Origin of the sequence: Paenibacillus sp. MB22_1 (genome assembly GCF_047200555.1) — a bacterium.
Taxonomy (GTDB): domain Bacteria; phylum Bacillota; class Bacilli; order Paenibacillales; family Paenibacillaceae; genus Fontibacillus; species Fontibacillus phoenicis.
The window spans coordinates 1,283,527-1,310,000 of the sequence record NZ_JBLADV010000002.1; the positions used below are offsets into that span (position 1 = coordinate 1,283,527).

Here is a 26,474-nt window from a genome sequence, read left to right on the forward strand (position 1 = left end):
GGCGACAAGAGGGAATGGTTACTCGCGGAGTTCCTTCACCCCGGCATTCAGCAGCGTATCACTCAGCTTGGCGAACTCGTCCAGGCTTAATGTCTCCGCCCGCCGGGAAGGCTGGATCCCGGCTTCCTCCAGCAGTTGCTCCAGTCTCTCCCGCCCTTCCTTCGGGAAGAAGCGGCTTTTCAAATTGTTGGAAATCGTCTTTCGTCTCTGGGCAAAAGAAGCCTGCACCACCTCGAAGAAAAACGCCTCATCCTGAACCGCCACAGCTGGCTTCTCCCGCACGGTTAAGCGAATCACTGCGGACTCTACATTCGGCTGTGGAATAAACACGCTGTGCGGCACCGTGCAGATCATCTCCGGGGTGCTGTAGTACTGCACGGCGATGCTAAGGCTGCCGTAGTCCTTGCCGCCGGGAGTGGCAGCCATGCGCTCGGCCACTTCCTTCTGGATCATGACGACGATATGTTTCAGCGGCAGTTTCTCTTCCAGAAGCTTCATCATGATGGGAGTCGTCACGTAATACGGCAGATTGGCGACGACACTGACGCCGCTCACCCCGCTGAATTCCGCAGCAAATAAAGCCTTTAGGTCCAGCTTCAACACATCGCCATGGATCACATGGACGTGCGGGTAGGGCTCCAGCACCTCCTGCAGAATCGGAAGCAGCCGCTGGTCAATCTCCACCGCTGCCACCTTGCCTGCCTCCTGCGCCAGCTTCTCCGTTAAGGCGCCGATGCCCGGCCCGATTTCCAGTGCGCCCTGGGTCTTGTCCAATTCGGCGGCGGCAACAATTTTACCGAGGATGTTTTGGTCGATCAGAAAGTTTTGCCCCAGACTTTTTTTGAACGAAAAACCGTGCCGCTGAATGATCTCCTTCGTCCGGCGCGGTGTGGATACGTCTTCCCTTATGCTCATGGTTCTTAAACTCCTTTGCTTTCCAACTCGGCTAACGCAGCTGCAAACTCCTCGCGGCTGATGCGGAACACGGTTAACCGTTTGTAGAGCTGCTTTCCGTTACAATATCCGATACCCAACAGCTCGCCCAGCGCTTTTCGCCGCGCCGCAGCTTGCGGGTGTACGATTAACCCTGCGTTAATCAAGTCTTCCCAGGTGATTGCGGCCTCTACTCCCGGCGCTTCGCTGCGCACCCGGGACAACGCGGTGCGGATCGCCTCCGGCGAGGCATTCTCCACCCCAATGTCGCCTTTCTTCGTAGCTTCGACCTCAGGCAGGAAAGCGTGCTTGCAGCCCGGCACCCGCGCTGCCACGATTTTACGAATCCGCTCCCCGGCATGGTCGGGGTCCGTAAAAATAATCACGCCCCGGCGTTCCTGAGCCAAAGCGATTTTCTTTAGCACGGCTTCGCCTATCGCCGAACCCCCGGTCTCAATCGTATCCGCCTCTACGGCTCGTTTAATGGCCACGGTGTCGTCTCGGCCCTCCACCACGATGACCTCTTTGATCATGGATCTGTCTTCCTTCCTGTTCTTGCTTGTCTCCACCAGAATAACAAAAAGAAGAGGATCATATCATCCTCTTCTAATCCACTGTCTTATTCATCATCCTAATACTATCTCATTCCCTCCGCATTGTAAAACGAAAGAGAACGAGATCTTAGTTCAATTCCGGCTTCGTCGGACCGATTACGTATACGGTGCGGCCCTTCTTGCGGCCGAATTTCTTAGCATCCTTCAGACTATCAAAATAGACGTCCATCTTATTTCCATCGATGGCTCCACCCGTATCCTCTGCCTTACGGAAGCCGACTCCTTCGATGTATACCCACCAACCAAGCGGAACGACGTCTTTATCAACGGCAATCGTTCTGCCTTCCGTCACGCGGGTACCCGAAGCCGTACGGGTGCCTATCCCGTCTTCTTCCGCCGAATACGCGGTTAACGTAACATTTTTCAGGATCTTTTTATATTTGAATGAGACGCCACCTTTGGTCGTCGTCCCGCTGATGTTCACCGTATTTCCCTTACGGCTTATGCTGGCCGACAGGACCTCGGTAGGTTTCTTCGTGCCGACTGCGATCACCTTCGGCTGAGGGTCCTTGGAGACCTCTTTGCCGAGCCAACGCTTCGCCACGAATTTTCCGTCTTCGTAGGTTTTCTCAATGTTGTGAATGACCAGACCTTCGGTACCTTCTTGAATGACCTTCGTGGTACCTTTTAGCAGCTTGTCGTCCGACGTTTTGACCACGCTAAAGGGCACAGTCTCCTTGCTCTGCACCGTTTGCTTGCTGACCCGAACGACCTTGACATTCAGGTTCTCGGTAACTTTACTGTCCAATGCCGGGGTCACCTTGTCGTCTTCATCCAAAGTGATGCCGAGCTCGGACAATACGCCCTCTACTTTGCTTTGCGTCGTGAAGTGGACTTTCGTGGTGCCGTCCGCGGTCACATTGACCGGCTTGGCGCGTACTATGACAATGCGGTCACCGTTCTTCAGCGAGCTTTCCAGCGGGAGGGATACCGAATCCTTCGCACTGAGCTTAATCGATTGTTCCTCCAGCAGATGAGCTACACTGGATTGGGTTGTCTCCACTGACTGGACATTCCCGTCCACGATCAGGGATACTTCCTTCTGTGCCTGGCTATACAGCCAGATTAGGATGATGATGATTCCCGCGATGGCCAGAACGCCGACGAGCGCTATCTGACGTAAATTCTCATGCTTCCATCGCATTGCGTAAGACATGCTGGATGAGCGTGATTCATGGGTCTCCTCTTTGCGGAAAATGCCCATTTCTTCCGTCCTCCTTCATAGTCCCGCCGTCTAGGTCGATGCATGATAACGATTGACGCGACTACAGTTACTTTTTACAAAACGCCTAAGGTAGTCAAAAAGTCATCTTTTGATCACGAAGCAGGTCAAGAAGTGAATTCGGCATCGAATCTTGAATTCAGCCGGGCCTTCCGTTGCTCACGTACCCCCATGTACGCTGCGCTACTCAGTCCCAAGCTTCATCCAACCTTCTCGGTGCTGAAAAACCTGACTTTTTGAACACTGATCTTAAATTTAATCCTAAGCGTTTTGCATCCTTGACCAGTCTCTCCTGCTTGTCGTCACCTCCTGTTTTCCAACAGTATGACGACCCTATTACTTTTATTCAAAACAAAAGAAGCCGGGAGAAAGAGTTAGAGGAACTCCTTCGTGGCTTCTTGAATGTCTTGGGTGTAATAGCTGCACGAGTGACCTCTCTTATTCGCTTACGAGGTTAGCTGTCGGGTTCGGGCGAAAGAGAGCCGCCCTTTCTCAGTACATTCGCTCATGGCGCAATGACCTTGAATTCACCCCATAGACCCTGGAAAGAAATCGAATACGAACGCATACAGGCTATCGCCAACTGCAATCCGTATTGGTTCCCCCGTTCTCCGTCATAGGAGATTCAGCGAGACTGGTTCATGGAACCAAGCATCGTACGGTTCAAAACGAACCGAATCGATACTGAAAAGATTCTATCCTGTTTCGATGCAGGTTGTAAAGGACGAATCAACCACGTTTTTTTAAAAAAATGGTTAAAAAAATGTAATGACCTTGTTTTTGAGGGTTAAAAAGCATTAATCTTTCCGAAATCCTCTTTATTTCATCCGTTTTGCTCTCAAATACTCGGGATTCCAAATCGTTCCAATGCGTTTCGGGTGGTAATTTCCGCGATTTCCTCAAAAGTGACCCCTTTGAGCTCGGCTGCCATTTCTGCAACCAAGCGGACATGAGCGGACTCATTCCGTTTACCACGATATGGATGCGGCGTTAAATAAGGGGAATCCGTTTCGATCAGCAATCGATCCATCGGCGTCTTGGCCAACACTTCTTTTGGCTGTTTTGCATTTTTAAACGTAATCGGCCCGCCAAACGACAAATGAAATCCCAAATCTAGACACATTTTGGCAATTTCCCAACTGCCGGAGAAAGAGTGCATCACGCCTCCAACTTCATTGGCTTTCTCTTCCCGAAGGATGCGTACCACGTCTTCGTGAGCGTCCCGATTATGAATGGAAATCGGCATGCCCAAGCTGCGAGCCAGTCCAATTTGCTCACGAAAAACCTTATGTTGAACGTCCTTAGGTGACGTATCCCAATAATAATCCAGCCCAATTTCTCCGATGGCGACGACCTTCTCATGCTTGCACAATTCTGCAATCCAGTCCAAATCGCCCTCTTGCATTGTAATCGCGTCTTGCGGATGCCAGCCGACAGCGGCATAAATGAAGTCATACGTCTCTGCCAACTTCATGGTCGAAGGGATCGTCTCGCGGTTAAATCCGATGTTAATCATCCGCGTAACCCCTTGTTCCACGGCGCGCGCGATCACTTCCTCGCGGTCCTCGTCAAATTGGGGAGCATCCAAATGCGTATGCGTATCAAATAACATAAACCTTGTCATCCTCCTAATTCCGTTGCTCGAAAATGCGGGCTACCGGGCGGGGCAGCCGATCTATCACAGCACACAATTTATTATCCGGATAGTACAAATGCGTCTTCCCTCGGTGCAAGCCGCTGATCGACCGCACGATATCCGATACTTCTGAAATTTCCCGGAGCCGTTCCTGCCGGTCCAACAGCAAAATTTGCTTCTGTCGAACCCCATCGTCCGGACGGAACACATCATACGGCAGATCGGTCGGAAAATCAATTTCCATGTCGTATTCAGGTTGTAGGCCCACTTGTCTAAAAGCGTACCGAATCTCCTCCAGCATTTCCAGCTCCGGCGTGTCCAATTCTACATATTTATACAATTTGCGATTTAAAAACCGGGAACATAAATCGCTTAATCGCTCATCCTTTTCCCGCGTCCACTGCATGAAAGCCGTTTGCATCAACGCTTCGTCCAGCTGCAAATAATCGGCAACGCCGATATCCCCTTGAAATAAAAATGGCAGCGGATGCGGCAAGAAGTTAAAGGAATGCCCGCTCCGGTATAATTCCTTCGCCCGTCGCAAAATTTGCCGGAGAATGATCTCCGAGCTCCGCGTCACCGGGTGGAAATAGACCTGCCAATACATCTGATACCGCGACATCAAATAGTCTTCCACCGCATGCATCCCCGATTCTTTGACAACAACCCGCCCTTGAAAAGGTCGAAGCATCCGCAGAATTCGGTCCATGTCAATCGTCCCGTAGTTTACGCCGGTAAAATAAGCATCTCGCAGCAAATAATCCATCCGATCCGCATCCAGCGGGCTAGAGACCAAGTTCACCACAATCGGATTTTCGTAATCCTTCCGGATCACCGCAGCCACCTTGTCCGGAAAATCCGGAGAAATCTCGCGCAGGACGTTCCCCACCTCGGTTTCCCCCAAGAGGATTTTGCAGGTCCAATCCTCATGATGCATTTGAAAAGCTTCTTCTATAGAATGGGAAAACGGACCATGCCCCAGGTCATGCAGTAGCGCCGCACACAAAGCTACCAATTTCTCACTGCGGGGCCAATCGGTGTAGCCGCTTCGTTCAAACTGCGAAATAATCCGCCGCGTAATCTCGTAAACGCCAAGCGAATGGGAAAAACGGCTATGCTCGGCGCCATGAAAGGTCAAATACGATGTTCCAAGCTGACGAATCCGGCGAAGCCGCTGGAATTCCGGCGTATTAATGAGCGACCAGATCACTTCGTCCTGTACATGAATATAATTATGTACGGGGTCTTTGAACACTTTTTCTTCGCTAAGCCGACGATGCATGAACCAACACTCCTTTTTCATAAAATTTGGCGGGTCACCGTGTGGAGACGACAAGATATGTCGAATTGTGTCGTAAAATGAGCGGATGACGATTTCCAAAATGTCGAATTATAGATCATTGTGAACTTGCTAGATTCCGTAAAGGTTCTCGGAGTTGTGTATCCGAATTTTTTAGAAATAATGTTGAACTATACCATAAATAGGTTGACTAATCTGGCAATGGTTGGTATTATAAAAATCAGAAAAGATAGAATGATGTCGAATATTGACAATTCCAAATTATAGCGAGAGGGGCAATCATCCTATGATGAAATCCACAGGTATTGTAAGAAAAGTAGACGAATTAGGCCGTGTTGTCATTCCAATTGAATTGCGCCGCACTCTGGGGATCGGAGAAAAAGATGCGCTCGAAATTTATGTAGACGGTGAACGGATTATGCTCAAGAAATATGAGCCTGCTTGCATCTTCTGCGGTAATGCGGAGAACGTAACTTACTTTAAAGGCAAAATTGTTTGCCATGAATGCATTACGGAGCTTCCGACCCCTGTGACAAATTAAGAAATATAGTATATAATAGATTTACTGAAACTGTTAATTCTAACCTTTTTCATATCTCCTTGGCGCCTTCCTAGGCTTGAACCCGGCTTAGCGAAGGCCCCTTTTTTGGCCGAATTGGATAATATTTCATGATTTCGGAGAGAAGTGGGGCTACAATAATTGATTGTAGATATCCCGCTTTGCAACCCCCCGGTCGGCCGCAGTTTTTTTCATGGCTTCCTTCCGCGACAGCCCTTCTTCCGTTTCGTAATGCCGGACATGCTCCTCCACAGTTAGCGCTTGCCACCAGGCATCCCGCTTCTCCTTCACTTGGTCGGGATGTGCCCCTTCCACAACGAGGCAATATTCACCCAGCGGCGGATGCTCCTGCAGCCAAGCCAGGCAATCGTGAATCGTCCCCCGAGCCATTTCCTCATAACGCTTGGTTAATTCTCTCGCCAATACGATTCGCCGATCTCCCCAAACCTCGAGAAGGGACTCCAGCGTTTTGATCAATCGATGCGGCGATTCGTACAGCAACATCGTTCCCTCTTGATCCTCCAACGACTTCAACAACCGTTCCCGCTCTTTATGATCTCTTGGCAAAAATCCAAGGAACGTAAATCGATCCGTTGGCAAACCGGAAACGATGAGCGCCGATAATGCAGCATTCGCTCCCGGCACCGGAACGACTGCGATACCCGCCTCTAGCGCCAGCTTCACGAGATCACTTCCGGGGTCGGAAATCGCCGGCAGACCGGCATCGCTGACTAGCGCTAAATTTTTTCCTTCTATTATAAAGCGGATCAATTCTGGGCCACTGGCGGCCTTATTATGTTCGTGATAACTCAGCAATTTACCTGGAGAGATGTCGAAATGCGTTAACAGCTTGCGCGTCTGCCGCGTATCCTCCGCCGCGATAATGTCCACCTCTTGCAAGGTGCGCACGGCCCGGTAGGTCATATCCTCCAAATTCCCGATAGGCGTGCCAACCAGGAACAACTTGCCGTTTCCTGCTGGGGTGGTGTCCCTCGCAGCATTTTCAAAGCTCTTCTGTACTTGAACGTTCATGCTCTACCCTCTTTTGGCCCGTAATAGATATTCATGATTTCTTCGCAGTATTCCCCGTTTTCATTATATACGATCAATGGCGGCAGTACCCGCACATCCGGCTTGCCGTCCCGCAGCGCCTCGATCAGCACCATGTTCGCTTCCGCTCCCGCTCTTGGATGCACAAACCGGATCACCTTCGGCTCTAGTCGATATTGGCGCAGCAACGTCATAATTTCCCCTAATCGCTGCGGTCTGTGAACCATCGACACCTTGCCTCCGGGCCGAACCAGCCGCATCGACGCAGCCGCCACTTCCTCCAAACTGCAGTGAATTTCATGCCGGGCGATCGCCTGATACGTATTCAGCTTCGCCTCGCCGCTCGTCACCGGCATATACGGCGGGTTCACCGTAATGGCATCATACACCCCATGGCCCGTCACCCTCACCAGCTCGCGTAAATCTCCTTCACGAATTTCGATCCGGTGCGTCAGCCCGTTCATCTCCACACTGCGGCGAGCCATATCTGCAAGCCGCGGCTGGATCTCGATCCCTTCGATCTTCGCCTCCGTCCGGGTGGAGAGCAGCAAGGGGATCACCCCATTGCCGGTGCATAAATCGAGTATTTTGCCGTACTTGGGCACTGGTGCAAACCGGGCCAGCAACACGGCATCCATCGAGAAGCTAAACACTTCGTCGCTCTGGATGATATGTAAATCATGGGTCAGCAGGTCGTCTATCCGCTCCTGCTCATAAATTGGTACATGGTTCATCGACTCGGATACCCATCCTTTTTCAGCCTAAATTTAAAAAAAACCGCAGGGACACCCCCACGGTTCATCATTTATTCAAAAACGACAAGCAGAACAGGCAGTCACCTTCGGTGCGCAGATGCCCGTAATAAACGTTGCAAATATGAAAGCCCTCATGATAAAGACGCGCTAAGTTATCGTAGCCTTCACCGACGACATCGATCGCTTCTTTGCCAGCCGGAACCGGACTATCGGTTCTGACCGACGCCGGCATGGGCAGCGGTCCCTCGGTGCTCTCCCGCTTTAATATTTTGCGCAGCTGTTCATTCTCGAGGCGAAGCCGCTGGTTCTCTTCCACCAGCTTCTTGACCTCCAACATGAGGCTGCTCAAATCGCCGTGTACTTTTCCCATTTGCGTTTCCAGCGCCTGCATATTTGTGAAAATGTCCTTGTTCTCCAAGTTCCCACCCCAGAGTCTTCTCTAGAATCTATCTTGAAAAAGATCTTCTTTATTTCAGGACGACATCGTCCAGCGGAAGCTCCTTCACTTTCCCGATTTCGAACAACTGTACATGTACGGTGCGGCTGCCGGCGTTGAGTCCAACGACCTTGCCGTCTCCCAGCGAAGTAACGACGATTTTGCCTACGGATGGAAGCTCTTCTTTCGTGCTTTCGTAGTTGTCATGCTCGAACTTCAGACAGCACATCAGACGGCCGCATAATCCTGAGATTTTCGTAGGGTTCAGCGACAGGCTCTGGTCCTTCGCCATCTTGATCGATACCGGCTCAAAATCCCCCAACCAAGAGGAACAGCAGAGCACGCGTCCGCAGGGGCCGATACCGCCAAGCATCTTGGCTTCGTCCCGCACGCCGATCTGTCTGAGCTCAATCCGGGTCCGGAAGATGCTGGCCAGATCCTTCACCAACTCACGAAAATCCACACGGCCTTCCGCCGTAAAGTAAAAAATGATTTTATTGCGGTCAAACGTAAATTCGACGTCGACCAGCTTCATTTTCAAATCATGATCTTTAATTTTATTTAAACATGTGACAAAGGCATTCTTTGCCGCAAGCTTGTTCTCTTCGACAACTCGGGCGTCGGCTTCATCGGCGATCCGAATTACCTTCTTCAGCGGAAGGACGACATCGGATTCTCCAACCTTCTTCTTGCCGACCACCACTTTCCCATATTCGATCCCCCGAGCAGTCTCAACAATGACGTATTGATCCTTCTCTACCGGGAGGTCCAACGGATCGAAATAATAGATTTTGCCCGCCTTCTTAAAGCGGACGCCCACTACAGTATACAAAAACTAACCCCCTCGTATAGCTCTACAAGACTGGCGAACCGCAACCCACGAAAGCAGCGCGATCCAAAGAAACTATTACATTCCCTGCTCTTTCAGGGGAGAAAGTTTCATGCGAAATCAAAGCCTATCTGTCTATTCTTGGTGCAGGTCTTACCGTTGTCCATCCACGGCAATCAAAAACTGCTCTACGCAGAGATTGGCATTCATATGCTGCCGCAGCTTCTTCTTGCTCTCTGCAGCCAGCGCCATGGCCTCAATCCACTGTTCCGCACTGCGGCTGGAACAATGTTGATTGATAAACTGAAGCTCATCTATGAAAACGATTTGATCATGTTTATGATAGAGCGCATGGATCATATCTTTGAACCACAAATGGAAAAGGCTGAACAGCATGTCCAAATGATCGGTCAACCCGGATTTGAACAACATTTGCTGCGCCGTAATTATAGGAGAGCCACCACGGCCTGCGATCTCCTTACCTAATTGTAACACTACGTTTCTAACTTCTGCAAACCAATTCTGTTGGATTAAATCACGGCATGGACCCAGTCCCGCCGCGAGATGAACGGCACTGCGAGCCAAGGTTGTCGAAAACCCCTCGTTCGCCAATATCTGGAGCATCGTCTCCGGATTCACCGGCGAGAACGGAACCCACTGGGCGCGCGATTGAATCGTCGGGAGCAAAGCTCGTCCATTATCCGACAGCAGAATCGCTACGGCCGGGGACGGCGGTTCCTCCAGAAACTTGAGCAAGCTGTTGGCCGCTTGTACCGTCATTTTTTCGGCTTCATCAATAATGTAAGCCTTAGGATTACCGCTCTCCGAGCGATAGGAGAAGATCCGCTGAAGGTCGCGGATTTGTTCAATTTTGATCGTTGCCCCGTCGGGCTTGATCGTAAACAAATCGGGGTGATTGCCATGCAGCACCTTCCGGCACTCCAGACACTCCCCGCAAGCATCGTCTCCGCCCCGCGTGCAGAACAACGCCTGGACGAAGGCCATGGCCATTTCCATCTGCCCGCTTCCAGGCGGTCCACTAAATATATAGGCATGGGAGATTTCCCGGCGTCTCAGACTGCTTTGCAGCAATTGTTTGGCCGTCTCCTGCCCGATGATCTCTTGAAATGACATCTCTTTTGCCTCGTCCTTTCAAAGCTAGAAACACAGATTAATCAGCATGCCGCGGATCTCGCCGATCTTTTGTAGCAGCTCGATTTTGCCTTGCTCTGTCTCCAGCAGTTCGTCTGCCATCGCCAGCAGCGCAGCATCCACTTCATCAAGGAGCTTATAGCGCTTCCCGCGGCCGCGGCGGTCCCAGCCTCTCGATTCTTTGAGGCCGACACCCCGCCGAACCGTATCCTCCAGAAACCGCTTGACCATCATCCGGTACGCCTTCAGCTCCCGAACGGTCATGGACCGGGCAAGCCGGTCCCCTTGCATTTGAATCTCCTTAAATCTCCGGTTCAACTCTTCTTGGGTCGCCTGCTGCCCATGCTGCTGCATGACGTCGGCGAAGCTTTTGGACTGTACCGGCTTGGCAGGGCTGTCGCTCACCCCCAAGCCGCTTTTGAGCGGCCGGTATCCCGGATCAATTTTCAAAGCGTCCACCGCCTATAGTTGATTAAATAGATTGAATGAACTATGAAATCGAAGCCTCGACTCCGCGAGTGCGGAGAAGCAAGTTGAGTTCAAGATTCGACGTCGAACCCTCATCCCTGTGCTACATCGTGATCAAAAGCCTACTTTTTAATAACCACTATATTAGAAGTGTTCGAAACGGTCTACTGGGAGAACAAACACCGTCGCCCCGCCCACTTGCACTTCCACGGGCAACGGCAAATACGAATCGGTTGTACCGCTCATCGGGGTAACCGGGGTCACTAATTGTTCCCGCACTTTACAACTGTTACGGATCACTTTCAATACGTCATCCACTTGATGGTCGTCTACACCGATCATAAATGTGGTGTTCCCCGCCCGAAGAAACCCTCCGGTACTCGCCAGCTTCGTTGCCCGATAATTTTCTTTCACGAGCGCGCTGGATAGCCGGTTGCTGTCTTTATCTTGGATAATCGCAACAATCAGTTTCATATGCAGTACCTCCTTGTTTTATAAAATGTACCATACTAACCTATTTGACACCTAGGCCATGATCTCCTTTATTGCCACATAAAGATGCCCGCGAATCTCCGCCGCAACCTCTTCCTTACTACGAGAGGCATCAATCGTTTTGATCCGTTCCGGATACATCCCGGCGAGGATTTGATATCCTTCCCGAACCTTTTGATGAAAGTGCAGGCTCTCCATATCCAAACGGTTCACTTCACGTCCGGCACCGGCAGCGATCCGGGCTAACCCGACTTCCGGCTCAATATCGAGGTAGAAAGTGAGATCCGGAAACCGTCCCTTGGTGGCAAAAAGATTAATCTTCAGCACTTCATCGATCCCCAGCCCGCGGGCATACCCCTGATAGGCCAGGCTGCTATCTAAAAAGCGATCGCAGAGAACCGTAATCCCACGCTCCAGGGAGGGCTCCACCTTCTCCGCTAGATGCTGCCGCCGGGATGCGGCGTATAACAGCGCCTCGGTCCGCGCATCCATCGCCGTGTGCTGCGGATTCAAGATCACCTCACGGATCTTCTCCGCAATTTCAATGCCGCCAGGTTCCCTCGTAGAGATAAAGTTCACGCCTTGTTCCTTGAGCAGCCGTTCCATTTCCCGCATAACCGTCGTTTTGCCGGAGCCATCCCCCCCTTCAAGCGTAATAAATAATCCCTTGGCTTGATGGTTCATCTAGTTCGTTCCCTGCTTTCTTCTCCAAAAATCATGTACAAGTATATGCTTGGCTTTACCCTTTCTTGACTTGAATCGTCTGCAGCCGCGGGTCGGCCAGCCCCTGGCACTTGGCTCCCGAATCCCGCAGCATCCGCAGCCGCTGCCTTACCGCCTCGGTGATCGTCTCTCCGGGGTAGAGTAACGGAATACCTGGAGGATACGGAATGATCATTTCCGCCGCTTGCCGGCCAAGGCTTTCTTCAACGGGGATCGCTTCGCTCTCCCCTGGAAGCAGTGGCTTAAGGCTAAACGGTACAGGCTCAGACACCTCCGACAGATGCCCTTCATGAACTGAATTGTTCCACGTGGAAAGTTCCTCGGCCGAACCTGTTGGGGAAACGAGACCACTCCTCACCGCATTCCCCGGTGAATCGGCTTGGGCGATGCGATCCAGCGCTTGCAGCAGCCGATCGGCATCTTCCATCGTTGTTCCGGGGCCCAGCGCCAGGACCACAAAGCGGTCATCGCTCATCTCCGGCACGCAGCCTTCGGCTTCGAGCCGCTCTTGCAGTTCATACCCGGAGAGGGCTGCGGATGCATCGAATATCACAAGCTTCAAAGGATCTTGGATAGTATATGCAGCAGCCTCTCCGCTGGCGCCCGGCGGTGCCACGACGCCGAAGCGCGATTGCTTGGCCAGGCCGCGCCGCAGATGCGCGGCCGCGGCGAGCCCGCCCTCGAAGAAGGCGGGGCCCTGCTGCCCCAGCAGGCTTCGGCTCAGATCGAGCGAAGCCATGATGGGGTAGGACGGGCTGGAGCTCTGCAGCATCGCCAGCCGCTGGCGCAGCAGCGTGCGGTCGAGCAGCCCGCCTTGCACGTGCAGCATCGCGCCCATCGTGAGCGCGGTCAGCATCTTGTGCGTCGACTGCACGACGCCATCGGCCCCCGCGGCCAGCGCGCTCTCCGGCAGCGCCGGGTGCTGGCCGAAGTGGGCGCCATGCGCCTCGTCGACGAGCAGCGGCACCCCGTGCGCGTGGCACAGCTCGGCCAGCGGCTGCAACGGCGCTCCCATCCCGTAGTAGCTCGGGTGCGTGAGCAGCAGCCCCTTCGCGCCGGGATACCGGCGCAGGGCTTCCCGCACCGCAGCTTCGCTCGGGATGGTGGCCAGCCCGCTGCCCGCGTCCAGCTGCGGCGCCAAAAACACCGCGTGCGCGCCCGCCAACATCAATCCGTGAATGACGGATTTATGCACGTTCCGCTGCACGAGCAGCACATCCCCTGGCGTGGTACACACGCTCAGGATTAAGGCCAGGTTGCCGGCTGTACTGCCGCCAACCAGAAAAAACGTCTCCTCCGCCCCAAACTGGGCGGCGGCCAGCCGCTGCGCCTCGCGGATGACGCCCTCGGGATGATGGAGATCATCCGTCCCGGTGATTTCCGTCACGTCGATTTCCATCACGCGCGCCAACTCCTCCATCACATTCGCATTGCTGCGCAAAGCCTGTCCATTTTTATGCCCCGGGACATGAAAGGAAGCATCCTTTTTCGCCTGATACTGCAGCAAAGCTTCAACCAAAGGGGCCCTTCCGTTATGTTCCTCTGCCATTTCGATTCCTTCCGACTCTGGGTTAACCGTATATTAACGTGATTGTATTCATTGCTTCATCTCATTTTACCGTTAGTTCGCTCAGTAGAGCAATATAAAAGGACCCGCTCCCCAAAATGAACAGGTCCTTTTATCCGGCAGTGTTATGCATTTTTTTGCACCCAGATCTGCTTCATTTGATGAACAAAGAAGTGGTATTTCTCCTCCTGCACGTCGGTGCGCACCATCTCAGCCTCGCAAGCGTCGCAGATAAATTCAGATACGATATGAATACCCTCTGTTTTCGGTTCTCCACATATAATGCAGGTGCTAACGCTCGACTCATCCATGTCCGATCCCACCTTGTCTTTTTTTACTATCAGTATGACACAGATTCTACTATTTTAAACCTTTTCATAGTCCGCTTCCTACTTTATCTTATGCCGACAGCCAGAACAACGTGTTTGTACGCGCCGCCTTAATTATTCTTGTATTCTTCCGATATATTAAGAAGAGCTAGTCCGCGATGTGCGGAGCTGATGAAAATTGGGAGGAGGATCAAACGCTTGAAGCCCGCTGAAACCGAAAGTCAAGCGACATTTTATCACTACACCTTGCTCAAAAAGAAGGCTTTACCGAAGTCGCTCATATATAGCTTAGGCATACTCCCCGTCATTTGGCTTGCAGCCGAGACGGTATTCATATCCTGGACCAGTATCTTTTTCTTCCTATTAGCCATACCGGTCATCTTATGGATCCAATATGTCATTTCCCGCTCCGTGCTGATGATTGTCAGCCACTCCTATCGCAAGCGCTGGCGGTTTTCCCGTCAAATGCCATGGATTGGTTACTCACCTGATCAATACGTTTCTTATCCCGTATATCGCCGAGTCCACCTTCATTCCGCCTGGATCGGTTGCTGTATTATCGCGATTCTCATCCCTTGGTCGCCGGTCTCCTTTGTGCTCTCTTTATTTTTCTGGCACCTTTGGCTGATGATCCCGCGATTCATTGTGCTTGCTACCCTACGTGGACAGCGTAAAGACGGAATGATCAAAATCACAGGTCTCGAAATTGCTTACTACAGGCAATGAAGAATCTCATAGATTAGATGCTGTTAAGAAAAACGTCTATCGACGTACATTCAATGTAGCCAGACCGCGTTTAGTGGAAGTTTTTCTTGCGATATCAGGATGCCGATCCCCCGAAGTGTATACTTTCTGGCGTGTAATATAATCAAAATATAAAGAGGAAATCCCCAGCGACTATCGAAGAAAGAAGCACCTGACAGGGAAGCTTCAATCTTACCTACCAACCACAGGAGGTTAAAGTCGCATGGGGAAATCCTCGCACATTCAAGGCCGTAAGGGAACTAAGTTCAGTCAACAGCTAAGGGGCGTTAACCTGGAGCAAGTCCTCATCGTTGCAATCGATGCGGCCAAGCTCCACCAAAAAGCCTTAATATGCAATTATTTCGGCGACATCATTGAAAAACCCTTCTTTTTCTCAGCGAATAATTCTGGTATGGAGCTGCTTTGCAAGAAGATTAATCAAGCGGTTACAGCCACAGAGGCTGTTCGCTTGTTCCTGGGTATTGAGGCAACAGGCCATTACTATGAAGACATCGTCCGCGAGATGGCGAAACGAGGGTACCACGTTCAGATCTTGAATCCGTATACCACCTTCGAGGAACGCGCCGGCGCACTGAATTGGTGCAAAACAGATGATCTTGATCTTGTGGCCATCGCCCATGCCATCAAAAGCAACAAAGCCACTGAAAACCAGCTTTTGAATGGCGTGCAGCGTCAGCTCCATGTCTTGACTCGAGCACGGCGCTCTGAGACACGGAAGCGTGCTTCCTTGCGTACAGAGATTCGAGCACTTATGGACCTCATCTGGCGCGAGTACCAAGGATATGCAGATTATTCAGCCGGTAGAGCTCGAAAAATCAAAGTATTCAGTGACTTCTGGGGGAAAGCCTCGCTCTTCTTCATGGAGCATTATCCACACCCCGCTGCTGTCCTGAAACTAGGGGAGACCGGGCTACGAAAGCTCTCGATTCAGCATAATCTCAAATTGCGAAACACCACCATCCAGAAGCTCTTGCACGTCGCTGAACAAGCGTTATCGAGAAACTTACAGGAACTTCGGCCTGAGCTTATGTTACTGAAAATGAAGCTACGTGACTTACGAACATTGATGCCAAAATTAATGTTTTGGAACAAGAGATCGAGAACCTTCTCCTTCAGACAGACGGACGACTGCTTCTTACCGTCCCGGGCTTAGGAGTGACTACCGCGGCTGAGCTTTATGCTGAAATCGGCGATGTATCTCAGTACTCGAACGCAAACCAGTTAATTAAGAAAGCTGGCACAAACCCCATTGTTAAGCAAACTGGTGGCGGCAAAGGCTCCTACCGCAAGATTTCCAAACAGGGAAACGATCACCTTCGTTATGCGGTATATCTAGCAGGTAAGAGTCTCTGCATGCATAATAAGGACCTTAAGCCTTTCTATGATCGTCTGAAGGAAAAAGGAAAACATGAACGAGCCATCTTTGTTGCAATGGGTAATAAGATGCTCAAAGTCGCTTTCGCCATGCTGCGAGACCGTTTACCGTTTCAATCGCAGTGCTCTGATTATCACATCCTTGATGAGGTCAATAAGAAGTTGAACTTCAATTGCGTTATGCCGACACTAGCGGTGGCCTAACTAAGCAAGATCTTGGAACCGGTCTTTCTGGGACTGAGGGAAGATCGGATCACTTTCTTGGAGACCTTGGATCTCGTATGTCAGCTTTATCCACCTCGCCCTGTGAATGCGAATTGTACGTTAGCGTATACTCTGCACTCAGCCAGATTGCATCGCAGGATTGAAAAAACGAGGCTATTTCCTTTCAAGTCCGAGAAAGGCCGGTTTCAAGCATCGCTTCTCTGTCAGTTGCTAACTTTTTTGAAAATCTGGGTGGTTAGGTGTGTTTGGGTTACCCAGAAACCTAAAAATTCTACTTGACATAGTACGCTGATATCTTAAAAAAGCCTGCTCCCTGCGCAAATGCAGAGATCAGGCCTTTTGTCTTCTTTAGCACATTCCAGTACCGGGCTTGTCCGGTAGAGGGGCGGTTGCCTTTCATATCCGAATTCTGATGCTAAGGGCTGCTGCTTTCCAACCCTTGAATGACTGTTTTCGCTTCCTTTTTCGGGACCAATACGGTAAAAGAGTTATCGTGAAGCGTCAATTGAACAATTTGCTTCCCCTTCTCGTACACCCGAGTTGAACCGGTGCTTTCTTCTTTCTTCTCCTTCCATCCCCACTCCGCTATCACCTTCTGATAGGCCTCGGGGATTTCGCTGCTTTCCTTAAGTCCGGTTAGTCTATAATTAACATAGTCCATCTTCGAATTATTAAGAGCCGTTTCCGTTTGATTGGCCTCTTTAGGAACAGGGAAATTCTTCTCAACCGTTGCTCCCACAAAATCCGTCCACGAAGGCTCGGAAGACGCACAGCCTGCGATGACTACCATCATCATCAAGACTCCCCACATGAAGCATAAGGATATTTTGACTCCTCTTCGCTGCATGATCCATTCCTCCTTACCCTGCCTATATACTGAAAAATACTCCTGTTGTCATTCTGATATAGATTCCGGATAGGCTAAATGCCCTAGATGCTCATTTACCAATCTAATTATAACGGGTGGCGTACCCCTGTCGGTAACAAAAAGGTTACATTCCCTTTGGTAGAAACTGAAAATAGCACAGTGAATTTTCTAAAAAAACATCATTGCGTTATATTTACGTCAGATTATATAACATTTTATTCTCTAATTATGAATATTTTTTAACGGGAGAAAACCTAAGAGAAACTGTGATTCACTGCGATATTCCTTAATGTATGCGTTTTAACATATGGTCCTCCTCTTTGTCATTATATCTTACATGAATTTATGATAGTTCACATAAACTTCAACTTTTCACTAGGAGGGGGAAACCTTTATGAATCGTTATCGACGAGGCCTTAAACTAGGAAGCGTAGTTCTGTTGACTTCTGTATTGGTCACAGAACTTGGAATCGGACACCTTCCACAAGCCCAGGCCGCTTCAGGTACAGCAAAGGTTACGGCAAGCCAAACCTTTATCACCGGCGAACAATTTCGTCAGTCGATGAAGCAGGCTGCCGTCGAAGCAGGAGGCTCCTTTACGATGCCGGAGGTCTCCAGCAACCGTGTGCTCCGCAGCCAAGCGGCTGTACTGCTTCAGCAATGGCTGGGGCTAGAGAATGCCCCTGAATCCTTCAGCGACGTTCCAGACCAAGCAGCTTACGCGGGATCTGTTGGGGCCGTCAAAAAGGCCGGACTCATGAAAGGCTATTCGGATACCTCGTTCCTGCCTGGCGCCCCTCTCACTGCGGACGATCTAGAACGGCTTCACGACCGTGTTGTCAGCTACTTAAAGCCCTTTGTCCTTCCGGAAGCCACGATTTCTGAGCTTCAGCTGGCTATGGAGCAAGGCAAGGTGACTTCAAAACAACTCGTACAGATGTATCTCGATCGAATCGTTAAATATGACGATCAGGGGATCTCCCTGCAAGCTGTCCTTTCGATCAATCCTGACGCGCTCAACATCGCCGAAGCGTTGGACCAAGAACGAGCCGAAAAGGGACCAAGAGGACCTCTGCACGGCATTCCGATCCTTGTCAAAGACAACTTCGATACCGCCGACATGCCGACGACCGCAGGCTGCCTTTGCTTGAAGGATTCTATCCCTCCGCAAGATGCGGATCAAATCGCCAAGCTAAAAGAAGCCGGCGCGATCATCCTAGGCAAAACGAATCTTCATGAATTTGCTTTTGGCATTACAACATCAAGTTCGTTGCTATGAACGTTTTTGTCAAGCCCTCGGTTTTAAATCTGCCTGAGCACGTGGCGCGAGAGCAAAAATGCGAGCGACGGTCGGCACGCTGCTATCCGTGGGTTGGTTACCACATGTTATGCCTTCGTCAGGGAGAGCCCTTGCAAGCTAGAAACGCACGTTCAGTTTCTTTCAAAACCTAGTGCAAACGGACTACGCAAATTCTCTCCTGAACCTTCGTTTGCTCCCGGGCCTCGTGCTCCGGCGTGAGCTTGTCAAGCGTCTTCCTTGACAAGCGGTGGGGTACAATTCAACACTTTTCCAAATCCTCATCGAAGATGAGGAACGCCACACGGCGAGTGTGGGGGTGCAGGGGGCAACGTCCCCTGCGTCCTTCATCGTCCAAAGGCGTTAGGAGGCTGCTGGCTGCTCCACGGTTCGAGCAACCGCCCATATGAACCCAATCAATTCCCGGGCCACCGCACCGACGGCCACATTCTTGTGCTTGTTCTTTCCAAACACAAGATGACGGTATTTGTAATGCAATCTTTCTTGCGCCTTCCAGGACAACAGCTGTACGTCGGCGGGCATACCATCTAATCGCTTGGCGAGATCCCCTTTTACGGCAGGACGGTGACGGTAACTCCAAGCGGACTCCACCAAAGTCCGTCGTAAGCGGCCATTTCCGGCTTTGGTCATGCTGCCGCGTCGAGTACTTAGGCCCGTGGAATACTCACGAGGGACCAGTCCCAAGTACGCCATCAGTTGCGCAGGGGAGCGAAAACGCGCAAAGGTTCCGATTTCAGCCGCAAGGGTAATGGCTGTAAGCAATCCAATCCCCCGTAGGGACTGAAGAGCTTGGATCAGAGAAGCCTTAGAACCGGTCGCAGCTTGCTGGACCAGTGCTTTTTCTAGGCGCCCCATGCGTTGCTCGATCTCATCCAAAGCATGAAGCATTTCGCTGAATGCCACGTGCATGGACTCATACGGGAACGTAAGCTGCCCTAACCAGACGCGATACTTCTTGGTCCAGCGACGCTTTATGGTGGCGGGTGGTTCAATCTGGTGACGAAGCAGGAATTTCAAGATCCGCTGACGAGCCCGGTGGGCATCTTCCTTGGCAGCTTCACGGGCGCGAACCAATTCCCGTAGAGCCTCATCTTCCCGTTCGGGGACGTAAACGGGAGTGAGCTCTCCTGCACGATACAAACGCGCGAGTTGCTCGGCATCCCGTCGATCTGTTTTCACTTGGTCGCCGGGGCGTTTGGGAATGAGCGATGGAGCAATGACGACACAGTGGGCCCCCATGGAGGTGATCCAGCGATAGGTTTCGTAACCTGTGGGTCCTGCCTCGTAGCAAAACGATAGCGTTTCGGCCGCTCCCAGCTCTTTGATAAGCTTGCGTAACGCTGCCGGTGTGTGGGGAATGGTTCCGTAATAGCGTGGAGCTTCCCCGCTCACATCTGCAATTGCAACCGAAATTTTTTCTTTGGATACATCTAAACCGACGAATTTTGTGGTAGACTGCATAGTATCAGCTCTCCTTTGCTATGTAGCTCTGAAATGGTTTGGGTTAATCACTATCCATTTTAACCTACGAGATGTAGCAATTTGGAGGGCTGTCTTTGTTTTACGTTCATCTTAGCTAGGGGGGCAAACGAAAAATCCATACGCACCCGATCATTATCCCGGCGGCTCCAGCGGCGGTACCGGTGCGGCAATTGCAGCCAACTTGGCTGTCGCCGGCCTGGGTACGGACACAGGGGGTTCCATCCGTATTCCTTCCAGCTTCAACAGCTTGGTTGGGATCCGCCCAACGATTGGTTTATCCAGCCGTGATGGAATTATCCCACTCGCTTTGACGCAAGACGTAGGAGGACCGATCGCCCGGACAGTCGAGGATGCAGCGATCCTACTCGACGCCACGGTTGGTTATGACCCGGATGATGTCGCCACCTCCTATAGCGTCGGTCGCGTTCCTACGAGCTACACCGACTTCCTTGATGCTAACGGTTTGAAGGGCACACGGATTGGCGTAGCGACGGAACTCTTCCTGGAGAGCAACGATCAAGAAAAAGCCGTCTTCGAAGTAGTGTCCAATGCCGTTAAAGAATTAGAAGCCCTTGGCGCAACAGTCGTGAATATCAAGATTCCGAATCTAGAGGAGATTATGAAATATCCGAGCTTAAGCGGCTACGAGTTCAAATTCCAATTAAACGATTACCTAGAGGAACTCGGGGATAACGCCCCTTACCACAGCCTGGCTGAAATCATCGACTCTCAAGAGTACGATAAAACTCAAGAGCAATCGATGAAAGCCCGCGAGGCCCGTGAATCGCTGGATACTCAGGAATACAAAGACATCGTGCTGAAACGCACCAGCCTCACCCGAGATTCCCTACTGAAGGTGATGGCCGACAACAAGCTCGACGCGATCGTGTACCCGACCAGCACCCAGCCGCCGGCATTGATTGGTGAGGGCCAATCATCCGGAAACAACAATCGCTTAAGCCCGTTCTCGGGATTCCCTGCCATTACGGTCCCTGCCGGATTTACAAAAGACGGCCTCCCCGTTGGCATCGAGTTCCTCGGTCGCGCCTTCGATGAAGGCACACTAATCAAACTAGCCTATAGCTACGAACAAGGCACTCATCACCGTCACGCCCCTGTACTTACGCCATAATTCTGTTATATGAGAGTACTGAGGAGAGCACTACCGTTATACCGGTAGTGTTCATTTGTTTTAGCGTTAGTGTTCTCCTCGGCTTCAACACGCACGCCCTTCCTCTCCACGCGATTCCTGCAAAAATGCAGTTATTCTGAGGGGGAGTTGCCGTTTCCCTAAGGCCCCCTAAATAAACTGGAGTCCTCCCCTACAAGGATTTACAATGGAAATAAGGGAGAGGATTCAGTTATGGGAAAAGCCAAAGATGAATTTCGTTTAAAGGTAGTAAGAGAAGCTCTGTCCGGGATTAAGGTGGGGGTGCTTGCCCGGTCGTATGACCTGCACCCAGAAACCATTCGAACCTGGATTCGAGCATACCGAGATCAGATTACAGATGTGGATACATCACTGCCAGACCAACACCTTCAAGAACTCAAACGACTTCAAGAGATTGAAGAAAAATACGAGAAAGCGATGAAAGTGCTTGGTGAGAAAGAACTCGAAAATGAGATCCTACGTGAACTCGTAAAAAAGAAAAACCCCGCTTATCTGAAAAACTTGAAGTAGCAGAACCATTCATTAAGCGGGGGGAACCAACAGCTGTAGTTCTGCGGATTTTGGAAATTGCTGAATCGACATACTACGATCGAAAAAAGCGAGCTGCTACCCCAAAGACGGAGCCGTTATCAACGGACAAACGCGGTCGCCCTACACCTGGGTACTCTCTAACTGTTACAGGGATCCCCATTAGCGATGAACAGATTAAAGAGTGGCTCCTTGAGCTGCTTGAAGGCGAAGAACATGTCTACGGATATAAACTGTTGGGCCAATGCATTCGGGATATTCACCAAGTCATAATTAACAAAAAGAAAACGTATCGTCTTTGCAAAGAACTCGGCATTCTGCAAAAAGCTCGCAAGCCTGTCACATCGCACCCGCGTACTCTCCCCAAGAACCGATTCATTACCGGTTCTAATCAATTGTGGCAAATGGACATCAAGTATGGATACGTTGTAGGACAGAAGCGCTTCTTCTTTGTTCTTAGCATCATTGATGTATTTGACCGCGTGGTGGTTGGGCAATATTGCGGGCGAACCTGTGAAGCCAAGCATGCCGTTCAAACGCTTATAAGTGCCCTAGAGCGCCGCATTCAGCCGGGTGAAACGTTCCCCGTGATCCGGACGGACAATGGGCCTCAATTTGTCAGCAAGTTGTTTGGAGATACCTGTGAGAGCTTGGGGATGACTCATGAGCGAATTCCCCCAAGGACTCCCAATATGAATGCCTATATCGAATCATTTCATAGCATATTGGAACGCGACTTGTTTAGCAGACGAGAATTTATGACGTTTGAAGAAGCGTTTATCGCACTTGATCAATATATGGACTTTTATAATTATCGAAGAATGCATGGTAGCCTGAAGCATATGGCTCCCATGAAGTTTTCGTTATGGGTCAAAATGCTAGAGGATACCTCAAAGTTCCATAAATCGATGTAAACACACAAGAAAATGAGCTGGACTGCGATAACACAAAACTTGTAGGTCAGGACTCCGGATTTAGGGGGCCTAGCCGGTTTTGCCTGGAATGCCTGCAAAAGTGCAGGCTTTTTGCGCCGATTTGCTCGAACTGACCTAAATCGAGAAAAATAACTGCACTTTAAGTCAATTTCATAATTTGTAACCCCTTGTGGGATAAGGTTTTTCAGCATGTAAAAAAGGAGTACCTCCCCAAAATCTCGAAGTAAAGGTTACCACACCAACCACGAGAAAGGAGTACTCCCATGTATGGTATTCAACAAGCAGAGCTATTTTCCTTCGAGGAATTAATGGGAATGGCGGATGAGGCAAAATACAGTGCCATTCTGGAACACGTCCCCATGGGGATCATCCTGCATGCCGTTAGCAAAAAAAGTACCCGCGGCCGCTCCGAAAGTTTAAATACCAGAGCGATGATGTATTCCCTCATTATTGGAAAACTGGAACATATCCGCTATACGAAAGATCTGATCAAGCGTCTGCGAACCAGCTCCGAATTCAGAAGGTTATGCCGCTTTACGATTCGGACCGGGTACCGAGTGAAGCCGCCTATTCCCGCCTTGTAGCCAGGCTGGCTCAAAGCGGCGTACTGAGACACGTTCTGGATACAGTGGTAGACCAGGCAATTGCCGCAGGGTTTCTTTCGGGTGAGGTTCTGGCAATAGATTCGTCCCACATTGAGGCCTTCGACCGAAATTCGAAGCTGGATGAAGGGAAGACGACGACTTCTTCCAGCCCTCTCGTTGACGAAGACCCTGCCTTGTTCTCCGCGGACACATGCACGCCGTCCCAGGAAGCCAAGCCGGAGAAGCCCAAACGTTCCAAACGCGGGAGAATCCCGAAAGCGGAATGGGACGAGTGGCGGAAGCAAATGGATGCTTACGAAGCGTCGCTTGGTTTCTTCGAACGGGGAGTAGCCGACATGTTGCCAGCCAGTTACGAAGAACTCGCCCGCGATATGCCGCAATACCCAAGCACTGGCGCAAAAGGCGATCCGCGAGGCACCCACCGCGTGAAATTCTGGTACGGGTACAAGGCGAATCTGCTCGTCGACACGGCAAGCCAATATATTGTTGCCGGCGAGACCTGCTCCGCTCATGTCAGTGACCAGAGACCGGCCATTATGCTGCTGAAGCGACTTCAGGAGCGATTTCCGGATCTGCAGGTTAAGCACGTTTTGGCTGATAAAGGCTATGACGGCGAAGCGGTATACCGACAAATCCGCAAGTTAGGTGCTTTTCCGATTATCCCGTTAATTCACCGCACCAAGCTGCCTTTGAAGGAAGACAATATTATCGTCCGCTGTGTGAACAAGGCCATCCGTACCGTTATGACAGCTACGACCCCAAGGGGGGCAACGTGAAATTTACCCGTCCGAAAGAATGCAAGGAATGTCCGCTGCAAGCTAAAGGCTGCCAGAAGGTGTATAAAATCCGGATAGAAACCGACGTCCGCAAATACACAGCACCTGGCCGGGGAAGCGAGAAGTTTGCCGAATTGTTTAAGCAGCGGACCGCTATTGAACGCGTCTTTGCATATCTGAAGTTATACTTTGGCATGGGCACTACACGAAGGCTCAAAAAACGTGCGTTCGTCGATCTCGAACTAAGTTACCTAGCGTACAATGTGTCTAAATATGCGCTGGATTATTTGAACATGAACATCCGTTTGACCAAACAAGCCGCGTAACTTTTTTTGAAAATGTACACCTCGAAATTGGTTACCTGCAGTAGCTAATAAATTGAATTATGAAATTGACTTCTTTTGCAGGCTTTGACCGAGAAATCGAGATTTCTCCGAAAAAAACTGTACTTTTGCAGGTTTCCAGCTCGGGGCAAGCACAAGTCAAACACAAAAAGAGCACCACCGGATCATCGGCAGTGCTCTTTCTTCTTTGCTTGGCAGCGTCCTACTCTCCCAGGACCCTTCGGTCCAAGTACCATCGGCGCTGGAGGGCTTAACGGTCGTGTTCGGGATGGGAACGAGTGGAACCCCTCCGCCATTGCCACCAAACATGATTTTTGCGCTGCTTTTACTTCCGCGCTTTCCGCTTCAGCAAAAGATCAAACCTTATAAAAGGCGTGCAGCTAAAAATCGGTTCAAGGTTGAATCCTTGAAAACTGGATACGAAACTAGATTTGCATTTTATTTTTTGGATAAGCCCTCGACCGATTAGTACCTGTCAGCTCCATGCATTGCTGCACTTCCACCTCAGGCCTATCAACCTTGTCGTCTTCAAGGGGTCTTACATACGGGGAAATCTCATCTTGAGGGGGGCTTCACGCTTAGATGCTTTCAGCGCTTATCCCGTCCGCACTTAGCTACCCAGCTGTGCTCCTGGCGGAACAACTGGTGCACCAGCGGTGCGTCCATCCCGGTCCTCTCGTACTAAGGACAGCTCCTCTCAAATTTCCTACGCCCACGACAGATAGGGACCGAACTGTCTCACGACGTTCTGAACCCAGCTCGCGTACCGCTTTAATGGGCGAACAGCCCAACCCTTGGGACCTACTTCAGCCCCAGGATGCGATGAGCCGACATCGAGGTGCCAAACCTCCCCGTCGATGTGGACTCTTGGGGGAGATAAGCCTGTTATCCCCAGGGTAGCTTTTATCCGTTGAGCGATGGCCCTTCCATGCGGTACCACCGGATCACTAAGCCCGACTTTCGTCCCTGCTCGACTTGTCAGTCTCGCAGTCAAGCTCCCTTCTGCCTTTGCACTCTTCGAATGATTTCCAACCATTCTGAGGGAACCTTGGGGCGCCTCCGTTACTCTTTAGGAGGCGACCGCCCCAGTCAAACTGCCCGCCTGACACGGTCCCCGTACCGGATCACGGCACCAGGTTAGAACCTAGATACGATCAGGGTGGTATCCCAACGGCGCCTCCACCGAAGCTGGCGCTCCGGCTTCCTAGGCTCCCACCTATCCTGTACAAATCGTATCCAAGTCCAATATCAAGCTGCAGTAAAGCTCCATGGGGTCTTTCCGTCTTGTCGCGGGTAACCTGCATCTTCACAGGTATTAAAATTTCACCGGATCTCTCGTTGAGACAGCGCCCAAGTCGTTACGCCATTCGTGCGGGTCAGAATTTACCTGACAAGGAATTTCGCTACCTTAGGACCGTTATAGTTACGGCCGCCGTTTACTGGGGCTTCGGTTCACAGCTTCGGGCTAAACCCTAACCGCTCCCCTTAACCTTCCAGCACCGGGCAGGCGTCAGCCCGTATACTTCGCCTTGCGGCTTCGCACAGACCTGTGTTTTTGCTAAACAGTCGCTTGGGCCTTTTCACTGCGGCCCCCTCGGGCTATTCACCCTACCGAGGCACCCCTTCTCCCGAAGTTACGGGGTCATTTTGCCGAGTTCCTTAACGAGAGTTCTTCCGCGCGCCTTAGAATTCTCTTCTCGCCTACCTGTGTCGGTTTGCGGTACGGGCACCTTCTCCTGGCTAGAGGCTTTTCTTGGCAGTGTGAGATCATGACCTTCGGTACTGTAAATTTTCCCTCCCCATCACAGCCTAGCCTTATCGGTGTGCGGATTTGCCTACACACCAGCCTCACTGCTTGGACGAGCATCCATCAGCTCGCGTCACTACCCTACTGCGTCACCCCATCGCTCATAGCGGATTACGGTGGTACAGGAATTTCTACCTGTTGTCCTTCGACTACGCCTTTCGGCCTCGCCTTAGGTCCCGACTTACCCTGAGCGGACGAACCTTCCTCAGGA

27 protein-coding genes, 2 rRNA genes, 1 pseudogene and 1 riboswitch (1 of these 31 running past the window's edge) are annotated in these 26,474 nt (G+C 51.0%); of the genes and pseudogenes, 11 read left to right on the forward strand and 19 right to left on the reverse strand.

Features of this window, described 5'->3' with window-relative positions:
• Positions 1–18: 18 nt before the first annotated feature.
• The 5 genes from rsmA to ACL02P_RS17835 all read right to left on the reverse strand — a co-directional run bounded on the left by rsmA (position 19) and on the right by ACL02P_RS17835 (position 5,687).
• Entirely contained in the window at positions 19–915 is an 897-nt protein-coding gene (gene rsmA / locus ACL02P_RS17815) for a 16S rRNA (adenine(1518)-N(6)/adenine(1519)-N(6))-dimethyltransferase RsmA (RefSeq protein WP_323078407.1), read from the reverse strand.
• Between the two features lie 5 nt (positions 916–920).
• Positions 921–1,466 (reverse strand): ribonuclease M5, encoded by a 546-nt coding sequence (gene rnmV, locus ACL02P_RS17820; protein ID WP_036646178.1) that lies wholly within the window; start codon positions 1,464–1,466, stop codon positions 921–923.
• A 148-nt stretch (positions 1,467–1,614) separates the two neighbouring features.
• The gene (locus tag ACL02P_RS17825; RefSeq protein WP_009226357.1) at positions 1,615–2,751 is read right to left on the reverse strand and encodes a 3D domain-containing protein; all 1,137 of its coding nucleotides are present in this window, start codon (positions 2,749–2,751) and stop codon (positions 1,615–1,617) included.
• A 446-nt stretch (positions 2,752–3,197) separates the two neighbouring features.
• A riboswitch (cyclic di-AMP (ydaO/yuaA leader) is annotated at positions 3,198–3,410 on the reverse strand.
• A 197-nt stretch (positions 3,411–3,607) separates the two neighbouring features.
• The gene (locus tag ACL02P_RS17830) at positions 3,608–4,381 is read right to left on the reverse strand and encodes a TatD family hydrolase (RefSeq protein ID WP_009226358.1); all 774 of its coding nucleotides are present in this window, start codon (positions 4,379–4,381) and stop codon (positions 3,608–3,610) included.
• Between the two features lie 16 nt (positions 4,382–4,397).
• Complete coding sequence (locus ACL02P_RS17835; protein ID WP_412837803.1) at positions 4,398–5,687, reverse strand: HD domain-containing protein; 1,290 nt, start codon at positions 5,685–5,687, stop codon at positions 4,398–4,400.
• Positions 5,688–5,991: 304 nt separating this feature from the next.
• Between ACL02P_RS17835 and ACL02P_RS17840 the strand changes: the two genes are divergently transcribed.
• Positions 5,992–6,246 carry an AbrB/MazE/SpoVT family DNA-binding domain-containing protein gene (locus tag ACL02P_RS17840; RefSeq protein WP_009226360.1) on the forward strand — a complete coding sequence of 85 codons (255 nt, stop codon included), beginning with the start codon at positions 5,992–5,994 and terminating at the stop codon, positions 6,244–6,246.
• Positions 6,247–6,396: 150 nt separating this feature from the next.
• Here ACL02P_RS17840 and rsmI read toward each other — a convergent pair whose 3' ends face one another.
• The 10 genes from rsmI to ACL02P_RS17890 all read right to left on the reverse strand — a co-directional run bounded on the left by rsmI (position 6,397) and on the right by ACL02P_RS17890 (position 14,047).
• Entirely contained in the window at positions 6,397–7,296 is a 900-nt protein-coding gene (rsmI, locus tag ACL02P_RS17845; protein WP_036646180.1) for a 16S rRNA (cytidine(1402)-2'-O)-methyltransferase, read from the reverse strand.
• Positions 7,293–8,048 carry a tRNA1(Val) (adenine(37)-N6)-methyltransferase gene (locus tag ACL02P_RS17850; protein ID WP_009226362.1) on the reverse strand — a complete coding sequence of 252 codons (756 nt, stop codon included), beginning with the start codon at positions 8,046–8,048 and terminating at the stop codon, positions 7,293–7,295. Before ACL02P_RS17850 ends, rsmI begins: the two co-directional genes overlap by 4 nt.
• Before the next feature lie 67 nt (positions 8,049–8,115).
• Entirely contained in the window at positions 8,116–8,487 is a 372-nt protein-coding gene (locus tag ACL02P_RS17855) for an initiation-control protein YabA (protein WP_009226363.1), read from the reverse strand.
• 49 nt (positions 8,488–8,536) lie between these two features.
• On the reverse strand, positions 8,537–9,337 hold the full coding sequence (locus ACL02P_RS17860) for a stage 0 sporulation family protein (RefSeq protein WP_009226364.1): 801 nt from the start codon (positions 9,335–9,337) through the stop codon (positions 8,537–8,539).
• A 150-nt stretch (positions 9,338–9,487) separates the two neighbouring features.
• On the reverse strand, positions 9,488–10,468 hold the full coding sequence (gene holB / locus ACL02P_RS17865) for a DNA polymerase III subunit delta' (RefSeq protein WP_009226365.1): 981 nt from the start codon (positions 10,466–10,468) through the stop codon (positions 9,488–9,490).
• Between the two features lie 24 nt (positions 10,469–10,492).
• Complete coding sequence (locus ACL02P_RS17870; protein ID WP_323078390.1) at positions 10,493–10,936, reverse strand: YaaR family protein; 444 nt, start codon at positions 10,934–10,936, stop codon at positions 10,493–10,495.
• 162 nt (positions 10,937–11,098) lie between these two features.
• Positions 11,099–11,428 (reverse strand): cyclic-di-AMP receptor, encoded by a 330-nt coding sequence (locus tag ACL02P_RS17875; protein ID WP_009226367.1) that lies wholly within the window; start codon positions 11,426–11,428, stop codon positions 11,099–11,101.
• Positions 11,429–11,479: 51 nt separating this feature from the next.
• Positions 11,480–12,130, reverse strand: coding sequence for a dTMP kinase (tmk, locus tag ACL02P_RS17880; RefSeq protein ID WP_009226368.1), 651 nt, complete (start codon positions 12,128–12,130; stop codon positions 11,480–11,482).
• A 55-nt stretch (positions 12,131–12,185) separates the two neighbouring features.
• Positions 12,186–13,718, reverse strand: a complete 1,533-nt coding sequence (locus ACL02P_RS17885; RefSeq protein ID WP_412837804.1) for an aminotransferase class I/II-fold pyridoxal phosphate-dependent enzyme — start codon at positions 13,716–13,718, stop codon at positions 12,186–12,188.
• Positions 13,719–13,861: 143 nt separating this feature from the next.
• Entirely contained in the window at positions 13,862–14,047 is a 186-nt protein-coding gene (locus tag ACL02P_RS17890; protein WP_036646182.1) for a sigma factor G inhibitor Gin, read from the reverse strand.
• A 216-nt stretch (positions 14,048–14,263) separates the two neighbouring features.
• Between ACL02P_RS17890 and ACL02P_RS17895 the strand changes: the two genes are divergently transcribed.
• The 3 genes from ACL02P_RS17895 (at position 14,264) to ACL02P_RS17905 (ending at position 16,408) form a co-directional block, all read left to right on the forward strand.
• Positions 14,264–14,791: a hypothetical protein gene (locus tag ACL02P_RS17895; RefSeq protein ID WP_323078385.1), complete on the forward strand. Its 528-nt coding sequence runs from the start codon at positions 14,264–14,266 to the stop codon at positions 14,789–14,791.
• 241 nt (positions 14,792–15,032) lie between these two features.
• A complete protein-coding gene (locus tag ACL02P_RS17900) occupies positions 15,033–15,983 on the forward strand; it encodes an IS110 family transposase (RefSeq protein ID WP_412837805.1) in 951 nt (316 codons plus the stop codon).
• Positions 15,984–15,985: 2 nt separating this feature from the next.
• Entirely contained in the window at positions 15,986–16,408 is a 423-nt protein-coding gene (locus tag ACL02P_RS17905) for a transposase (protein ID WP_412837806.1), read from the forward strand.
• Between the two features lie 436 nt (positions 16,409–16,844).
• Here the strand turns inward: ACL02P_RS17905 and ACL02P_RS17910 are convergent, their stop codons facing one another.
• A complete protein-coding gene (locus ACL02P_RS17910; RefSeq protein ID WP_009226373.1) occupies positions 16,845–17,276 on the reverse strand; it encodes a hypothetical protein in 432 nt (143 codons plus the stop codon).
• A 415-nt stretch (positions 17,277–17,691) separates the two neighbouring features.
• On the opposite strand from ACL02P_RS17910, the gene ACL02P_RS17915 reads away from it, so the two are divergent.
• On the forward strand, positions 17,692–18,576 hold the full coding sequence (locus ACL02P_RS17915; protein ID WP_412837807.1) for an amidase family protein: 885 nt from the start codon (positions 17,692–17,694) through the stop codon (positions 18,574–18,576).
• A gap of 381 nt (positions 18,577–18,957) precedes the next feature.
• Here ACL02P_RS17915 and ACL02P_RS17920 read toward each other — a convergent pair whose 3' ends face one another.
• Complete coding sequence (locus tag ACL02P_RS17920; protein ID WP_412837500.1) at positions 18,958–20,076, reverse strand: IS110 family transposase; 1,119 nt, start codon at positions 20,074–20,076, stop codon at positions 18,958–18,960.
• 115 nt (positions 20,077–20,191) lie between these two features.
• Between ACL02P_RS17920 and ACL02P_RS17925 the strand changes: the two are divergent.
• From ACL02P_RS17925 to ACL02P_RS17950, 6 genes and pseudogenes are all read left to right on the forward strand, one after another.
• Positions 20,192–21,229 (forward strand): annotated as a pseudogene (locus tag ACL02P_RS17925) (amidase family protein); the annotation flags it as partial.
• Positions 21,230–21,460: 231 nt separating this feature from the next.
• Positions 21,461–21,778: a transposase gene (locus ACL02P_RS17930; RefSeq protein ID WP_016310860.1), complete on the forward strand. Its 318-nt coding sequence runs from the start codon at positions 21,461–21,463 to the stop codon at positions 21,776–21,778.
• Positions 21,779–21,789: 11 nt separating this feature from the next.
• Positions 21,790–22,710, forward strand: coding sequence for an IS3 family transposase (locus ACL02P_RS17935; RefSeq protein ID WP_127576780.1), 921 nt, complete (start codon positions 21,790–21,792; stop codon positions 22,708–22,710).
• Positions 22,711–22,994: 284 nt separating this feature from the next.
• Positions 22,995–23,315: a transposase gene (locus ACL02P_RS17940; protein WP_412837808.1), complete on the forward strand. Its 321-nt coding sequence runs from the start codon at positions 22,995–22,997 to the stop codon at positions 23,313–23,315.
• Positions 23,258–24,112, forward strand: coding sequence for a transposase (locus tag ACL02P_RS17945; RefSeq protein ID WP_412837809.1), 855 nt, complete (start codon positions 23,258–23,260; stop codon positions 24,110–24,112). Before ACL02P_RS17940 ends, ACL02P_RS17945 begins: the two co-directional genes overlap by 58 nt.
• Positions 24,109–24,438 carry a transposase gene (locus ACL02P_RS17950; protein ID WP_412837810.1) on the forward strand — a complete coding sequence of 110 codons (330 nt, stop codon included), beginning with the start codon at positions 24,109–24,111 and terminating at the stop codon, positions 24,436–24,438. Before ACL02P_RS17945 ends, ACL02P_RS17950 begins: the two co-directional genes overlap by 4 nt.
• A gap of 207 nt (positions 24,439–24,645) precedes the next feature.
• On the opposite strand, the gene rrf is transcribed toward ACL02P_RS17950, so the two are convergent.
• Together rrf and ACL02P_RS17960 are read right to left on the reverse strand one after the other, a co-directional pair.
• Positions 24,646–24,762: ribosomal RNA gene (gene rrf / locus ACL02P_RS17955) — 5S ribosomal RNA — on the reverse strand.
• 139 nt (positions 24,763–24,901) lie between these two features.
• Positions 24,902–26,474, reverse strand: a 23S ribosomal RNA gene (locus ACL02P_RS17960); it runs 1,506 nt beyond the window's last position.